The organism is Neobacillus sp. plas4, from assembly GCF_057221695.1.
In genome coordinates, this window is the sequence record NZ_CM170152.1 from 4,966,385 (window position 1) to 4,979,250 (window position 12,866).

The following is a 12,866-nucleotide window of genomic DNA, read 5'->3' on the forward strand; positions in this document are numbered from 1 at the left end:
TCCTTTCTTTTACACGTATCGCTCCAGCCTCTTTTCTAGCGCTTGTTGGACTATTGACAGGAAAAAACAGATGACCCAATAAATGAGGGCAGCTTCAGAATAAACTAATAAGAATTCATAATTGCTCGCAGCAATTTCTTGGGCTTTTCGAAACATTTCGGTTACCAACACAAGAGAAGCAAGAGACGTATCTTTTACGAGACTGATAAATGAATTCGATAACGGTGGAACGGAAACGCGAGCTGCTTGGGGCAGGATAATTCTTTTTAACACCTGAGTATAACTCATTCCAATCGAATAACCCGCTTCCCACTGTCCCTTTGGAGTGGATAGGATGGCAGCCCGGATAATTTCAGAAGCATACGCACCGACACTTAAGGAAAAACCGATTACAGCTGAAATATAGGAATTGATGATAATACCAACGGTTGGCAATCCATAAAAAATAATAAATAACTGTACCAACAAAGGGGTTCCCCGTATCACCGAAACATAAATCCGTGCAATGAGTTGAAAAATCTTCACGTGGGAAATCCGGGCTAAGGCAGTAAGTATCGCTAGGATTATCCCAATGATAAAAGTAATGATCGTTAATGGTATCGTATAAAAAATAGCCCCTTTCAGAAGGGGCTGAAAGGAACTTTGAGCAATATCAATTAATCGGGCTGTTCTCTCTGGGTCAGCAAAAATACTATTTAAGTACATCTTCACCAAACCATTTCTCCGAGATTTTTGTGTATGTGCCGTCCGCAATCATTTCCGATAGAGCCTTATTCACTTCATCTACGAGGGTTCCACTATCTTTCCTAAACATTAAGCCGCTGACAGAAGCTTCTTCACTTGTATCAACAATTTTAATCGGTGCGTCAGGCTTTTGCTTTAAATAATCTAAAACCGTAATCCGATCATTGATCGTGACATCAACACGTTTAGAAGCAAGCAGTTCGACCGATTGAGTAAACCCTTCGACACCTACAAGATTTGCACCATATTTTTTTGCCATTTCTCCATAGTTACTTGTTAATGACTGTGCAGAATTTAACCCTTTAATGTCCTCAAATGCCTTGACCTCATTATTATCCTTATGAGTAATCAGAACAGCGGCAGAAGTGATGTAGGGATCAGAAAAATCGTACTTTTCCTGACGGTCAGGGCGAATTCCGACCTGGTTGGCAATCATATCAAAGCGCTTTGAATCAAGTCCTGCAAAGATCGCATCCCATTGTGTTTCCTTAAACTCAGGTTTTACCCCTAAACGTTTTGCAACTTCTGTGGCAATCTCAACATCGAATCCAGTTAGATTCCCACTTTGATCATGAAACGTAAAAGGTGCGTATGTACCTTCAGTTCCAATACGTAACTTTCCATCATCTTTAATCTTAGCGAATAAATCTTGATCTTCTTTCTTTTCAGCTGTCTTATTGTCCTCTTTTTTCTTTTCTTCCGCTTTCTCTTCTTTTCCACATGCCGACAAAATTAAGATAAAACTTAGTAAGAGCACAATAAATACGGGAAATTTCTTCATTAAGATTACCTCCAGGTTTCTAGATTTATGGTTCTGATAATATTATCCTTCCCAATCTTTTCAACTAAAATGTAAAACACCTGCCAGATGTCCGGCAGGTGTTTTAACTAAATTATTAGGCAGATACTAATTCTTTTTTTGACTGATCTTTTGTACGTGTTTTCATCAGCGGCCTAGAGAATAAGATTCCGCTTGATAAAAGGACTATTCCTAAAATAAAGGTCTTTATATCTGATGTCCCGGAAATAATTACCCAAACGGAGTAAATGGTGGCTGCGCATGCAATAGCACCATCGATGATTCTAGACTTTGCATGATGGTAAGACTCACCCTTTACAACTAATTTTAGTTGATACATAGACGCAATAAAATAGGGTACTAAATATGCCAAAGTTGCAATCGCTATAATAAAATCAAAGGCTCCGGAAATGGACTTTGAAACCGTGGAAAAAATAAAGATTTGCGCGATTCCATTTGTTAATACGAGTGAAAATATTGGTAATCCCTTTTTGTTTTCTTTTAAGAAGGCCGGCAGGAATAGTCCCTGCTTTGCAGCTTGATAGGGTACTTCAGCACTGAGCATAATCCAGCCGATCGATGAACCAAATAAGCTGATTAAGCCTATAGCTGCTAATACTTTTCCACCTGCTGGACCCCAAACTGTCTGAATGGCATCTATTAAAGGCTTTTCAGAAGAGATAAGCGAATTTTGATCCAACATCCCCATAACGAGGGTACTGATTCCAACATAAATACATAGAGCTATAAAAAGACCGACGATGGTTGCCCGCTTTACATCGATTTTTCTCTTGGCTCGTGAAGCAAAGACAACGGCTGACTCTACCCCAAGAAATGCCCATAATGTTATTAATGCCGCATTGTTTACCTGTGCCATCAGCCCGAATGCTTGACCTGACTCATCCACTCTCGTTTCAAGAAGCGGGAGAATATTTGTTTTTTCGAAAGCAAATAGACCCACAATGATAAATACTAGGAAACCTGCGACCTTTGCGGCTGTTGCTGCAAAATTTAATTTTCCGGCACTTTCTAAACCTCGTAAAATAATCAAGTGGGTTCCCCATAATAAAACAGTACAGACAATAAACGTTAACCCGTTACCAACTTTTAATGTATAGCTGCCAATTGTAAACCAATCGGCTTGACTCGTTAAAATAGGAAAAAAGGTAGATAAATACCCCGCAAATGTGGTAATGATCGCAACATTTCCGGCTACATTCCCAATCCAATAACCCCATGACGCCATAAAACCTGATAGAATCGAAGCTTTTGATCCTGTGTCAAACAATTCCTTCGCATAAATTTGTGGCCCGCCAGTTAAATTCGGCTTCCGAATGGCTAGGTTACCAAAAACAAGCGCAATCATTAAAACACCTAGACCTGTTAAAAGCCAAGCTAACAAAACTCCAGCAGGACTTGCTGCTTCAGCCAGTGTCCGTGGAAGCATAAATATTCCAGATCCGACCATATTTCCAACGACTAGTGCCGTTAAAACCCAAAAACCTAATTTATGTGAATTCGTCAAAGATGTAACCTCCAATCATCAAAAAAAAATAGTAAGGCAATCCATTAAGGTGATTACATTACTATCTTTGCATTTCTATTTTCTTCTGTCTTGAATTGTTTTGGATTGAACCTTTTAGGAAAGATTCCCGTCATGTCCATCGCCGTTCCTAGTATAACATCTCCGCCAAATTCGTCAACTGATGGATTAATGGAAATTAATAAGTGCTTATTCCGGCATATCATTTCAAAAGTGACGGACTCTTTAAATTTCTTTGTTAAATCGCAATAATCATTTATGGAGGCATCGTGTGCCGGAAGAATTTCCAAGATAGATTTTCCTACAATTTCTTCTTGGATAAATTCCATACCATTCAGCAATTCTCCCTCAATATTTGTACAAATAAATTGATTGCCTTGCTTCTTCAATCTAAAAAACAACCCCGGCTGGTCGGACGTTAATTTTTCTTGACTTGATCCTATCGAGTCAGTGTTGAGTTCGGTGAAGTAGAATCCTTTTAAGATAAAGTAAAAACCAAATACCTTATAAATATGTCCCAGAAAGTTATCAAGATCAAAAACACTTTGATAGATGGTAAAGATCAATTCAGTCAACAGCAAAAACACAAATGCTAAGGCGAAATATAATTTGTCTTCCTTCTTATCAAGATAATACTGATATAAGGAAACCATCAGAGACACAAATAAAATAAAACTTACACCATACTCCAAACTATTTTTTAATAAAGTGGTGCCCTTCCCTTCGATCACAAGCAGCGGAAGTTTATTTTCATAAAAAATAATAATATATCCAATTGTACAAGTTAGCAGTATCCCTAAAGCAACGGAAAAGAATCGATAATCTTTCCTTAATGGCCGATCAGGAAGAAATAACAATGATAGCATTAATATCGATTGGATTACTCTTGCTGTAACCCAAAACCAGGTTGCTTTTTGGACCGAACTTGGGGTTATAAAAAAAGGCATTCCATTGTAAGAAAGAGTGTGGAGGATATCAATTACTCCTACTATAAAAAAGGTAAAAGCCAATAACAGAAGACGATTTGACTTAGATGTCCTAAACTTTTTTATTCCGTATAAGAATATCGTTACGGAAATAGCAATACAAATAATTTCTAAAAAGGAGTGGATACCAACGTAGCTAACGGGGCTATATATGTTATTAATCTGAAATAGGGAAACACGTACCATCATCAAAAGAAAAATGGCGCTAACCGTAGACAGAATAAACTTTGTTTCAGTTATGGACGATTTCATACCCTCACATCCTTTTTTTTCCTAAGTTTTATTTATTATTATAAAACGCTAAAAGGAAATAAATCGGAGTAAGATTTATCAGTTTTATGACAAATAGAAAAGCGGAAGCGCCCTCGGACCAAGCCAAAGTGCAGCTTGGTCCTGCGATGTTTATTCGAAGGAGCTTTCCTTAGTGGTCAGCGACGTATGGCCTCCTTGTAAAAGCTAACGCTTTTCCTTCGTTCGAAGCACACGCTGACGAAGCGTTCCTTGTGGAGCGCTCCAACTGAGATAAAGGAAACACGAAGAGCCGGAGGCGCATTCGTGCTTGACTTATCGTAGGTAGGTAAAAATCCTGAAGGGATTTTTACTCGCGGAGAGCGAAGGACACTAGCCGCTAGGGTGCTCATCAGAAAAGCTAACGCTTTTCTTTCGTGCGAGGTAACGCTTCCGAAGCTTACTCTTGTGGGGCTGGACAATAAAAAAGGAAGGAAAAGCTTCCCTCCTTTATTTCCACCAAGTGTCAAACATCGATGCTGGCATTTGGCGTTTATGTGCTGTAACCAAGAAACGCTGTTCAATTTTTTCTGCAACTTCTTGTGAAACTGTTTTCCCTTCTAAATAGTCATCGAGCTCATCATAAGAAATGCCTAATTCTGTTTCGTCCGCTTGACCGGGTTTGACATCCAAAAGGTCTGCTGTAGGGACCTTTAAATAGAGTCTTTCATCTGCGCCAAGTTCTTTTAATAAAGCTTTACCTTGCCGTTTTGTGAGTCCGGTTAATGGGACTACATCCGCACCGCCATCGCCATACTTTGTAAAAAACCCTGTAACAGCTTCTGCTGCATGATCTGTTCCAATGACGAGCAATCCTTCCATACCGCCAAATGCATATTGAGCGATCATCCTCATCCGCGCTTTTACATTTCCTTTATGATAATCGCTTAACGGTTTATTTTTTGAAACAGCATTATACTCGGATTGAACAGCATCGACAGCGGGTTTAATATTAAAACTAAACTCTTGGTCGGCTTGAATGAAGTCTAAAGCAAGCTGGGCATCTGCCTCATCCTGTTGCACACCATATGGGAGCCGTACCGCTATAAATAATGCCTCATGACCTTCCGCTCTCATCTCTTCAACTGCGAGCTGAGCTAGGCGGCCAGCAAGTGTTGAATCTTGCCCGCCGCTAATCCCAAGAACGTAACCTTTTGCTTTGGTTTTTAATAAGTAATTTTTTAGGAAGTTAATTCGATCTTTTATTTCTGCCTTAGGGTCTATTTCAGATTTTACATGCAGTGTTTGTTGAATTTCATTTTGCATTGCTTGCTTTGAACCTCCATTCTATGTATTCATATTAGTAATTTAACATACTTGAATCATATTGGCTTAAATTCGGGATTCTTTTTATTTCTCCAAAATGAGTATAGAATACGATAAGAGCAAAAAATAAATTCATCTTTACTGTAATCGGAGGATACTTATGGATTCAAAAACATGCAATGAAACGAGAGTTGTAAGAACGAGTAGAATTTTCCCAAATGATGTAAACAACCATAACACTTTATTCGGTGGTAAATTAATGAGCGATATGGACATGCTTGCCTCCATTTCAGCAGCTCGCCTTTCAAGGAGAGAATGTGTAACCGCCTCTACGGACTCTGTTGACTTTCTAAGCCCTATTACCCCGGATGACTCCGTCTGCTTCGAATCCTTTGTTACCTGGACAGGAACAAGTTCAATAGAAGTTTTTGTAAAAGTAATTGCTGAAAACCTCATCACAGGTACTCGTAAAATCGCTGCAACTGCGTTTTTAACCTTTGTTGCTTTAGATGAAAAAGGAAAGCCTACTAAAGTTCCAGCCATCATCCCCGAAACAGAGGAAGAAAAAAAGCTTTAAAGAAACTGGAAAAATAAGAGCAGAAAAACGCAAAGAACACCGAAAGAACAGCAAAGAATTAGCTAATTACTTTACAACAAAAAAACCTTGGGAATAAAGGCAGACTGCTAAGCAGCCTGCTTTTATTTGTTGGTCACTTCTTTCGGCTCACCTGGTTTCCATGTTTCGATTCCATCTTCCTCATCAAATTCAATCGTTACGTCTACAACACCTTTTTCGGCCATGATTTTTTCCTGCAGGCGGTCCTTAATATCATCTGCTTCTGCAACCGTTAGGCTTGGATCAATCTCAATTTCCAACTCCACATGCAGATCTTCTCCTTCTTTTATTACAGCCAGGTCTTGAATATCTGTTACATCAGGGTCAGCAATGACTAATTTGCCGATTTTTTCTTCCATTTCCTCATCTGCTATACCTAAAACACCCGCTGCATTATCCAAAAAGACCCTGCCGACAACAAAAAACATCATTAACCCGATCAGAATAGAGGCAGCACCCTCGACCCAAAGGATTCCAGAATAATGAGAAATGACAACAGCGATTATTGCCAGCAAGCCGCCGCTTGTAGCCACTGAATCTTCCATAAATACAAGCTTTGTTGCTGGCTTTGCTCTTCCTAAATTGGCAAAACTTTTGAATATAACACTAAGTCCTTGTGCTTCTGCTCCGACTTCGTGCAAAACTTCCTTCATTGCTTTATAAAGAACATACATCTCAAGAATGAGAGCAAAGGCAAGAACCCCTATATTGATTAAAAATCCTTCAGATTTGGTCGGGTGAAGAATATGATGATAGCCTTCTTGAATTGTTTCAAATGCCATGATACCAACAATCAATACAGCTCCTAATAAAACTAAGTTCACTAATCGGCCAAATCCATTGGGAAAACGGTTTGTTGGAGACTTTTTACTTAAGGCAGAACCAACAAAAACAAAAAACTGGTTAGCCGCGTCACCAAGGCTATGCATGGTTTCGGCAAACATGGCGACATTCCCGGTAAACATATAAGCAGTACCTTTTGCGATCGCAATAATCGTATTGACAATGGCTGCAATCATAGCCGATTTATTACCTTTTCTTAACAAACGAAATAGTTCTCCCATTCTACTCCTTCTTTCTATCAGCATTTTTCGTTATCTTTACTATCTTCTAAAAGGGTAAATTTCATGAAGATAGTCTGGGATTAATTACTCAATCGTAATAAGTAAAATTTTCCTTAACGATAGAAAGGCTGGTAAAATTGGCTTTAGGAACGGTTATTGGAGCTGAGGAGGAATGAGAATGTACTTAAATGAAATAATGAGTAAGCTTGAGGAACTTGGATCGGAACAAATAAAAAAAATCTATCAAAACCATGGTGTAAAGGAACCTTTTTTTGGAGTGAAAATCGGCGACTTAAAAAAACTCGTTAAATATGTAAAAAAGGATCATGAACTTGCGTTAGCACTATACAATACCGGAAACCATGATGCCATGTATTTAGCAGGTCTATCCGTAAATCCAAAATTAATGACAAAAGAAACACTACAGGACTGGGCAAATAAAGCCTATTGGTATATGCCTGCAGAATACACAGTGGCAGGGGTTGCTGCAGAAAGTGATTATGCACTAGAGCTGGCACAGGAATGGATGGAATCAGAAAATGAAATGATCGCGGTTTGCGGCTGGAATACATATACAAACTATATTTCAATTACTCCAGACGAAAAGTTGGATCTAGAGGAAATTCGTGAACGATTACAGCAGGTAGAAACAACAATTCATGAGGAACGAAATCGTGTCCGTTATGCGATGAATACCTTTGTGATCGGTGCTGGAGCCTACGTAAAGGAGTTACATGAAGAGGCACTCAAAGTGGCTGAAAACATGGGCAAGGTTCATGTTGATGTTGGAAACACAGCTTGTAAAGTACCATTAGCCACACAATATATAGATAAAATGATTCAAAAGGATAAGATTGGCGTGAAGAAAAAAACCGCCATTTGCTAGTAGAAAACCCCCATTACTGGGGGCTTTTAGTTTTATACGTTTTTCAATACTAGATACAACCGATTATTTCTTGCATTTCTTTCTTCTTCAGATACTAAATCATATTTTTTTAATAAATGAAACACTTCATTTAATAGATCCTGCGTATGTTCTTTTGTAAAGAATTGTTCAAATAAGAAATTCATATCTTCTGGAAGAAACTCTAGTTGGGATTCATATTTCGTTCGAACATCTTCTTGTGAATGATCCAATTTGCATTCGCTCATCTCTGGTCTTCCTCCCTTTGCTTAATTGATAGTATAAGTCAACCATACACAAACCCATTCCAAAAAAGAATGGGTTCCTTTTATTATACCTTTTGATGATCGGTTACTTCTAATACATCCAAAATGAATACAAATACAGGAATACCAACAATTAATCCCCAAACTCCAAAAAAGTGTTCAGAGAAGATCAATACTAAGAAAGTATAGAAAACAGGTAAATTGGTTTTAGATGACATGAGATTTGGATTTAAAATGTATGCTTCGATAGCATGAATAATCATGATTGCGATAAATACATACAATACAGTCATAATGCCGCCAATACTATACCCGATTATAGCAAGTGGAATAAGGGAAATAATGACTCCGGCAACAGGAATTAGACCTAAGAAAAAGATCATAATGGATAGTCCACCTAGTTGTGGAAATCCGAAAATCCATAGGGCGATTGTAGTAAGGATACAGTTAACAACCGCAATAATTAGTTGTGCTTCAATTACTTTCCCAAATGTTCCCACAAATTTTAATGAAAAAAATTCAATTTCCGCATATATTGAAGCGATTTTACTCTTTTTAAATTTACTTGTAAATTCAATTAAACGAGGCTTTTCTAATAAGAAGAATAAGCTCATTAAAAGAGCGATAAGTATTTGTAAGCTAAATGTACTAATATCACTGAAATAGGAAATGACAAAGGTAAAACCTCTCTCCAAATAACTTGAAATCTGAATTTCCTCAAGGCGGCTGACCAAATAATTTAAGATCAGATTGTCATGCTCTCGAGTATAGAACGAAGTTATTTGCTTAATTAATGCAGTAATTTCACCAATAATCATTGGAAGGTATTTAACCAGCCCGTAGGATAGAAGACCTACAATGGTGGAATATGAAGCAATAACAAGTATCTTTCGGTTAATAGGTATTTTTCTGTTTAAGAAGATGACCAATCGATCCATTAAAAAAGTAAAAATGAACGTAAATAAAATCAAATTAATCATATCTTTTAGGCCATACAGAACCAATGCTAGTAAAACAAAGATTGCTATCCTCTTAAAACCGCTGCTTTGAAATAGTTTATTTATCATATTTTTTTACCAAACCCCATTATTTGTCTTCTGACTATGTAATATTTTTATTATAACAAATAAGCTCCAGAATGTTACTTTTTAGTCTGAATCTTTTTAAAAAGATTCATTCATTTGTCATAGAAAATTGATAAAGAAATTTCTGAAGGCTAGACAGGCAAAAAATCCTATTCCTTCTCATACATATTCAAAGAGTGTGAAATTTACAAGCTTAACGAGATTATCGAAATGGAGGGGATTGTTTTTGCCTGGAAGTCAAAGAGCACTATTATATATTTTGTCCTTTATTATACCCGTTGTCGGAATTATTTTAGGGATTGTTTGGATGAACGACCAAGATATCGAAAAGAAAACCGTTGGAAAAACATGTTTAATTGTCAGTATTGTTTCGATTGTTCTTAGTTGCATTTGCTGGTTTGCTGCTTCTGCACTATCCATTATCCCGGCATTTATGACCTATTAATCAGAGTGAACCCAATTCTCATTTTGGATTGGGTTCCAATTAAATAGGGGTGATTTGATTGCTGCATGAAATTTTTCATTTTTTTGGGAGAGCAATTTGTCATCAATTGGAGGAACGTTCACTCCTGGTTTCTGGCGGACCCCTTGCTGTCTGTGCTAGGGATACTGGCATTTACATTGGTGTTTTTTCTACCTTTATTTATTTACATTTCACCAAACGGAGTCAAAGCATTACGATACCTTCAATAAAATTAAGCTTTTTACTTTTATTAATGCTTGTTCCATTAATTTTAGATGGACTTGGTTCCTATTCTAACCTCTTTGAATCGAATAACTTACGGCGTTTGGTCACCGGCATTTCCTTTGGTTTGGTATTGCCTTATTTTATCTATCCACTGCTCTCGAAAAGATCCCTTCTGCATGGAAGTAAATCAGTAATAAGTAACAGGATGGATTTTTTGGCTCCATTGCTGGTAAGTGTTTTAATAGGTGGACTCTTTTATTTGGGACAACCATCTCATTACGTTCTTGATAGTTTTATAACCTTTTCAATTATCGGTTGGTTTAGTTTAATAGCTTCGTTTCTATTTCAGTTTATTCAAAGTGAACGAATAAAGTCTGTACTTTCCATTACAGCCAGTTTGACCTTTCTTACATTTCTTTCGTTTACACATAAATGGATATTGTATTTGAGTTCCATTTCCATAGAATAACATTCATATTTCCGTCAAATTTAGGGGGTGAATTCCATTGACAATGATTCTCATTATCTATAGAATGACCCTATAGACAGCTTCGGAAATGGGGGATCATCCATATGTTTAACATGCTATTTGGGTTAAAGGATATTCATACCGTTATTGCAAATCAGCGGAAAATTGGCGGTGCTGCCGAGGCAGACTCTATCCGTCTTACTTCAGGTGAGACCTACCTAAACCCAGTGTTTACAAATGTTGATTTCTCAAAAGGTCAGTATGTTTCTATTGGATTTATTGATGAAGAAGGACAAAACATCATTGCTCATGTTGATCAAATTGCAGTGATTAAAGGGCTGGAACATAAATTAATCTGCCAGTTAAAGAACACTTATATTCAACGAATGCTTGTCCATGATACACTACAATATTTACAAAAGCTTTGTGAAGTGAATTCTGGATTCGTGACGAAAACTTTTAAAAAGGAAGCATTAAGGCTCGTTCAGGATATCAGTGTGAATGAATTGCAAAAGCACAATATTTCACTTCCATTCCCAGTTGAAGACAAAATCATCAAGTTAGCATGATAAAGACGAGGTACCTTTCGCAGTAAAGGGTTCCGTTTTGGTGCTTTCTTATTAAAGGCGTATGAATTGTCATATGCCTTTTTTTCTTTATTTATCAAGCTTTCTACGAAATTCCGAGACGTTCAATAGACGGAGAGATTCCGCTTAATTAGTAATTATCACCAAAAAAAGCTTAAATAGACGGAGAGATTCCGCCTATTTACTCGAAAAATTCGATTATAGGGGATTTTTGCTTTCCATAAGCGGAAAAACTCCCCTTATTTCCCCCGAAACGAGCTCATTCTGCATTTAACCGGAAAATCTCCGTTTATTTTACTTTTGCTTGTTACTCGATTAAGGACAAGACATCTAATTAAAAGAGAGTCACACTATTTCAGCCTGACATGCCAAACGATATCCATTTGGAATCTCATTCTTCAGCTTTTTCTGCTCCAGCTTGTTAGGCACGGATATCCCCTTACCTTTTATGACTTTGACAGTACACTGACCGCATGTTCCTTTACGGCACTTATATTGAATAGGCTTACCTTGATTAAGGGCAGCGTCCAATAGCTTTCCTTTTACAGGGGTTATTTCAATCTTACTGCCGTTTTGCTCCACGACGATTTCTACTGTCTCAGTTTTTTTGCTTTCGGGCGGTACTGGTGATGGAGGTTTTACCATCAGCTTTCCTGGTATAAGAGAGCCTACTGTTAATACGCGGCTATTCATTAGTCCCCCATAGATTCCAATGTGCAAATAGCAGAAGGGCGTTTAATTCGTAGAACAATTGTTTCATACACACGAAATGGATGGTTCATCCCTTCAACACCCAAGTAAGCTGAATCAAAGTCCTCAGAAATAGCCAAGTCTAGATTATTTTTACCTGTATTAACCAGTACTCCCGATTTCCCCTTTAAAACAGGTGATTGGAACACCCCATCTGTAACCAATTCCCGAATATGTTCGATTTCTAATACATTTGTATCACGATGAACTCGGTGAACGAGTGAATACAGCTGCGGCGAAAGTACAAGGGCAAATGGTCCATTGTGATTCATCTCGAGAAGCTTATTTCTTGCGTCAACAATATCTTGAAAAGCATTTCCAGATTCATACCATTCCCCGATTAAATGTGTTAAACGGCCAGGAACATTCATTAACCCAGGGATGTCAAATTCTCTCGTTCCATGGAATATCATTTGATCTTCAAGGATTGCTACATCTCGGGCTGCATTGGCTGCTGCAGAAAAGTCAATCGGGATATCTAATACTTTGGCCTGATCTAAGTCACGCCAATATAATACGAAGTCTTTATAAAGCAATGGAATGGTGTAGTTCACCCTTTTACTTGTCTCGATATCCGTATCAAAGGAGCCCTGAAAATCCATTTTCGCTTCTAAGTTGTCTGAAAAAATATCATTAAAAATACTTTGTACGCCTCTCCCTAAAGGGCCGTATAATTCAATAAAACGGCGCCCTACCAATTGCCTTCTCGCTGCTTCGATAACCGTTTGATCCAATTGAGAAAATTCCTGATTTGATAACGGGGCATCCGGGTATAATTGTATTTTGTTCATTTGATTATCCTCTCTTTTCC

General features: G+C 37.8%; 14 protein-coding genes and 1 pseudogene. 5 read left to right on the forward strand and 10 right to left on the reverse strand.

Annotated elements, in window-relative coordinates; genetic code table 11:
* Positions 1-9: 9 nt before the first annotated feature.
* From AC2TFD_RS25175 to nadE, 5 genes are all read right to left on the reverse strand, one after another.
* Entirely contained in the window at positions 10-705 is a 696-nt protein-coding gene (locus AC2TFD_RS25175) for an amino acid ABC transporter permease (RefSeq protein ID WP_335512259.1), read from the reverse strand.
* Positions 692-1,525, reverse strand: coding sequence for an amino acid ABC transporter substrate-binding protein (locus AC2TFD_RS25180; RefSeq protein ID WP_484674154.1), 834 nt, complete (start codon positions 1,523-1,525; stop codon positions 692-694). Before AC2TFD_RS25180 ends, AC2TFD_RS25175 begins: the two co-directional genes overlap by 14 nt.
* A 115-nt stretch (positions 1,526-1,640) precedes the next feature.
* The gene (locus AC2TFD_RS25185; protein ID WP_335512246.1) at positions 1,641-3,068 is read right to left on the reverse strand and encodes an amino acid permease; all 1,428 of its coding nucleotides are present in this window, start codon (positions 3,066-3,068) and stop codon (positions 1,641-1,643) included.
* A gap of 53 nt (positions 3,069-3,121) precedes the next feature.
* Complete coding sequence (locus tag AC2TFD_RS25190) at positions 3,122-4,324, reverse strand: membrane-associated sensor domain-containing protein (RefSeq protein WP_335568546.1); 1,203 nt, start codon at positions 4,322-4,324, stop codon at positions 3,122-3,124.
* A 486-nt stretch (positions 4,325-4,810) separates the two neighbouring features.
* Positions 4,811-5,626 carry an ammonia-dependent NAD(+) synthetase gene (gene nadE, locus AC2TFD_RS25195; protein ID WP_335512248.1) on the reverse strand — a complete coding sequence of 272 codons (816 nt, stop codon included), beginning with the start codon at positions 5,624-5,626 and terminating at the stop codon, positions 4,811-4,813.
* Between the two features lie 160 nt (positions 5,627-5,786).
* Between nadE and AC2TFD_RS25200 the strand changes: the two are divergent.
* Positions 5,787-6,300: pseudogene (locus tag AC2TFD_RS25200) on the forward strand (acyl-CoA thioesterase).
* A 25-nt stretch (positions 6,301-6,325) separates the two neighbouring features.
* Here AC2TFD_RS25200 and AC2TFD_RS25205 read toward each other — a convergent pair.
* On the reverse strand, positions 6,326-7,306 hold the full coding sequence (locus AC2TFD_RS25205) for a cation diffusion facilitator family transporter (RefSeq protein WP_335512250.1): 981 nt from the start codon (positions 7,304-7,306) through the stop codon (positions 6,326-6,328).
* A gap of 178 nt (positions 7,307-7,484) precedes the next feature.
* Here AC2TFD_RS25205 and AC2TFD_RS25210 point away from each other — a divergent pair, with 178 nt between their 5' ends.
* Positions 7,485-8,192: a DNA alkylation repair protein gene (locus AC2TFD_RS25210; RefSeq protein WP_335568545.1), complete on the forward strand. Its 708-nt coding sequence runs from the start codon at positions 7,485-7,487 to the stop codon at positions 8,190-8,192.
* Positions 8,193-8,224: 32 nt separating this feature from the next.
* On the opposite strand, the gene AC2TFD_RS25215 is transcribed toward AC2TFD_RS25210, so the two are convergent.
* On the reverse strand, positions 8,225-8,458 hold the full coding sequence (locus AC2TFD_RS25215) for a hypothetical protein (protein ID WP_335568544.1): 234 nt from the start codon (positions 8,456-8,458) through the stop codon (positions 8,225-8,227).
* A gap of 83 nt (positions 8,459-8,541) precedes the next feature.
* A complete protein-coding gene (locus AC2TFD_RS25220; protein ID WP_335512251.1) occupies positions 8,542-9,543 on the reverse strand; it encodes an AI-2E family transporter in 1,002 nt (333 codons plus the stop codon).
* Positions 9,544-9,787: 244 nt separating this feature from the next.
* On the opposite strand from AC2TFD_RS25220, the gene AC2TFD_RS25225 reads away from it, so the two are divergent.
* From AC2TFD_RS25225 to AC2TFD_RS25235, 3 genes are all read left to right on the forward strand, one after another.
* Positions 9,788-10,006, forward strand: coding sequence for a hypothetical protein (locus AC2TFD_RS25225; protein WP_335512252.1), 219 nt, complete (start codon positions 9,788-9,790; stop codon positions 10,004-10,006).
* A gap of 58 nt (positions 10,007-10,064) precedes the next feature.
* Positions 10,065-10,718, forward strand: a complete 654-nt coding sequence (locus tag AC2TFD_RS25230) for a DUF2085 domain-containing protein (RefSeq protein WP_484674155.1) — start codon at positions 10,065-10,067, stop codon at positions 10,716-10,718.
* A gap of 104 nt (positions 10,719-10,822) precedes the next feature.
* Positions 10,823-11,287 carry a hypothetical protein gene (locus AC2TFD_RS25235; protein ID WP_335512254.1) on the forward strand — a complete coding sequence of 155 codons (465 nt, stop codon included), beginning with the start codon at positions 10,823-10,825 and terminating at the stop codon, positions 11,285-11,287.
* Positions 11,288-11,650: 363 nt separating this feature from the next.
* Here AC2TFD_RS25235 and AC2TFD_RS25240 read toward each other — a convergent pair whose 3' ends face one another.
* A complete protein-coding gene (locus tag AC2TFD_RS25240) occupies positions 11,651-11,998 on the reverse strand; it encodes a 2Fe-2S iron-sulfur cluster-binding protein (RefSeq protein ID WP_484674156.1) in 348 nt (115 codons plus the stop codon).
* The gene (locus AC2TFD_RS25245; RefSeq protein ID WP_335512256.1) at positions 11,998-12,846 is read right to left on the reverse strand and encodes a family 1 encapsulin nanocompartment shell protein; all 849 of its coding nucleotides are present in this window, start codon (positions 12,844-12,846) and stop codon (positions 11,998-12,000) included. Before AC2TFD_RS25245 ends, AC2TFD_RS25240 begins: the two co-directional genes overlap by 1 nt.
* Positions 12,847-12,866 lie beyond the last annotated feature (20 nt).

Coding starts and splice junctions, on each gene's coding strand:
- AC2TFD_RS25205 (WP_335512250.1), bottom strand. CDS start 7,306: ATGGGAGAACTATTTCGTTTGTTAAGAAAAGGTAATAAATCGGCTATG.
- AC2TFD_RS25215 (WP_335568544.1), bottom strand. CDS start 8,458: ATGAGCGAATGCAAATTGGATCATTCACAAGAAGATGTTCGAACGAAA.
- AC2TFD_RS25180 (WP_484674154.1), bottom strand. CDS start 1,525: ATGAAGAAATTTCCCGTATTTATTGTGCTCTTACTAAGTTTTATCTTA.
- AC2TFD_RS25210 (WP_335568545.1), top strand. CDS start 7,485: ATGTACTTAAATGAAATAATGAGTAAGCTTGAGGAACTTGGATCGGAA.
- AC2TFD_RS25175 (WP_335512259.1), bottom strand. CDS start 705: ATGTACTTAAATAGTATTTTTGCTGACCCAGAGAGAACAGCCCGATTA.
- AC2TFD_RS25220 (WP_335512251.1), bottom strand. CDS start 9,543: ATGATAAATAAACTATTTCAAAGCAGCGGTTTTAAGAGGATAGCAATC.
- AC2TFD_RS25190 (WP_335568546.1), bottom strand. CDS start 4,324: ATGAAATCGTCCATAACTGAAACAAAGTTTATTCTGTCTACGGTTAGC.
- nadE (WP_335512248.1), bottom strand. CDS start 5,626: ATGCAAAATGAAATTCAACAAACACTGCATGTAAAATCTGAAATAGAC.
- AC2TFD_RS25235 (WP_335512254.1), top strand. CDS start 10,823: ATGTTTAACATGCTATTTGGGTTAAAGGATATTCATACCGTTATTGCA.
- AC2TFD_RS25240 (WP_484674156.1), bottom strand. CDS start 11,998: ATGAATAGCCGCGTATTAACAGTAGGCTCTCTTATACCAGGAAAGCTG.
- AC2TFD_RS25245 (WP_335512256.1), bottom strand. CDS start 12,846: ATGAACAAAATACAATTATACCCGGATGCCCCGTTATCAAATCAGGAA.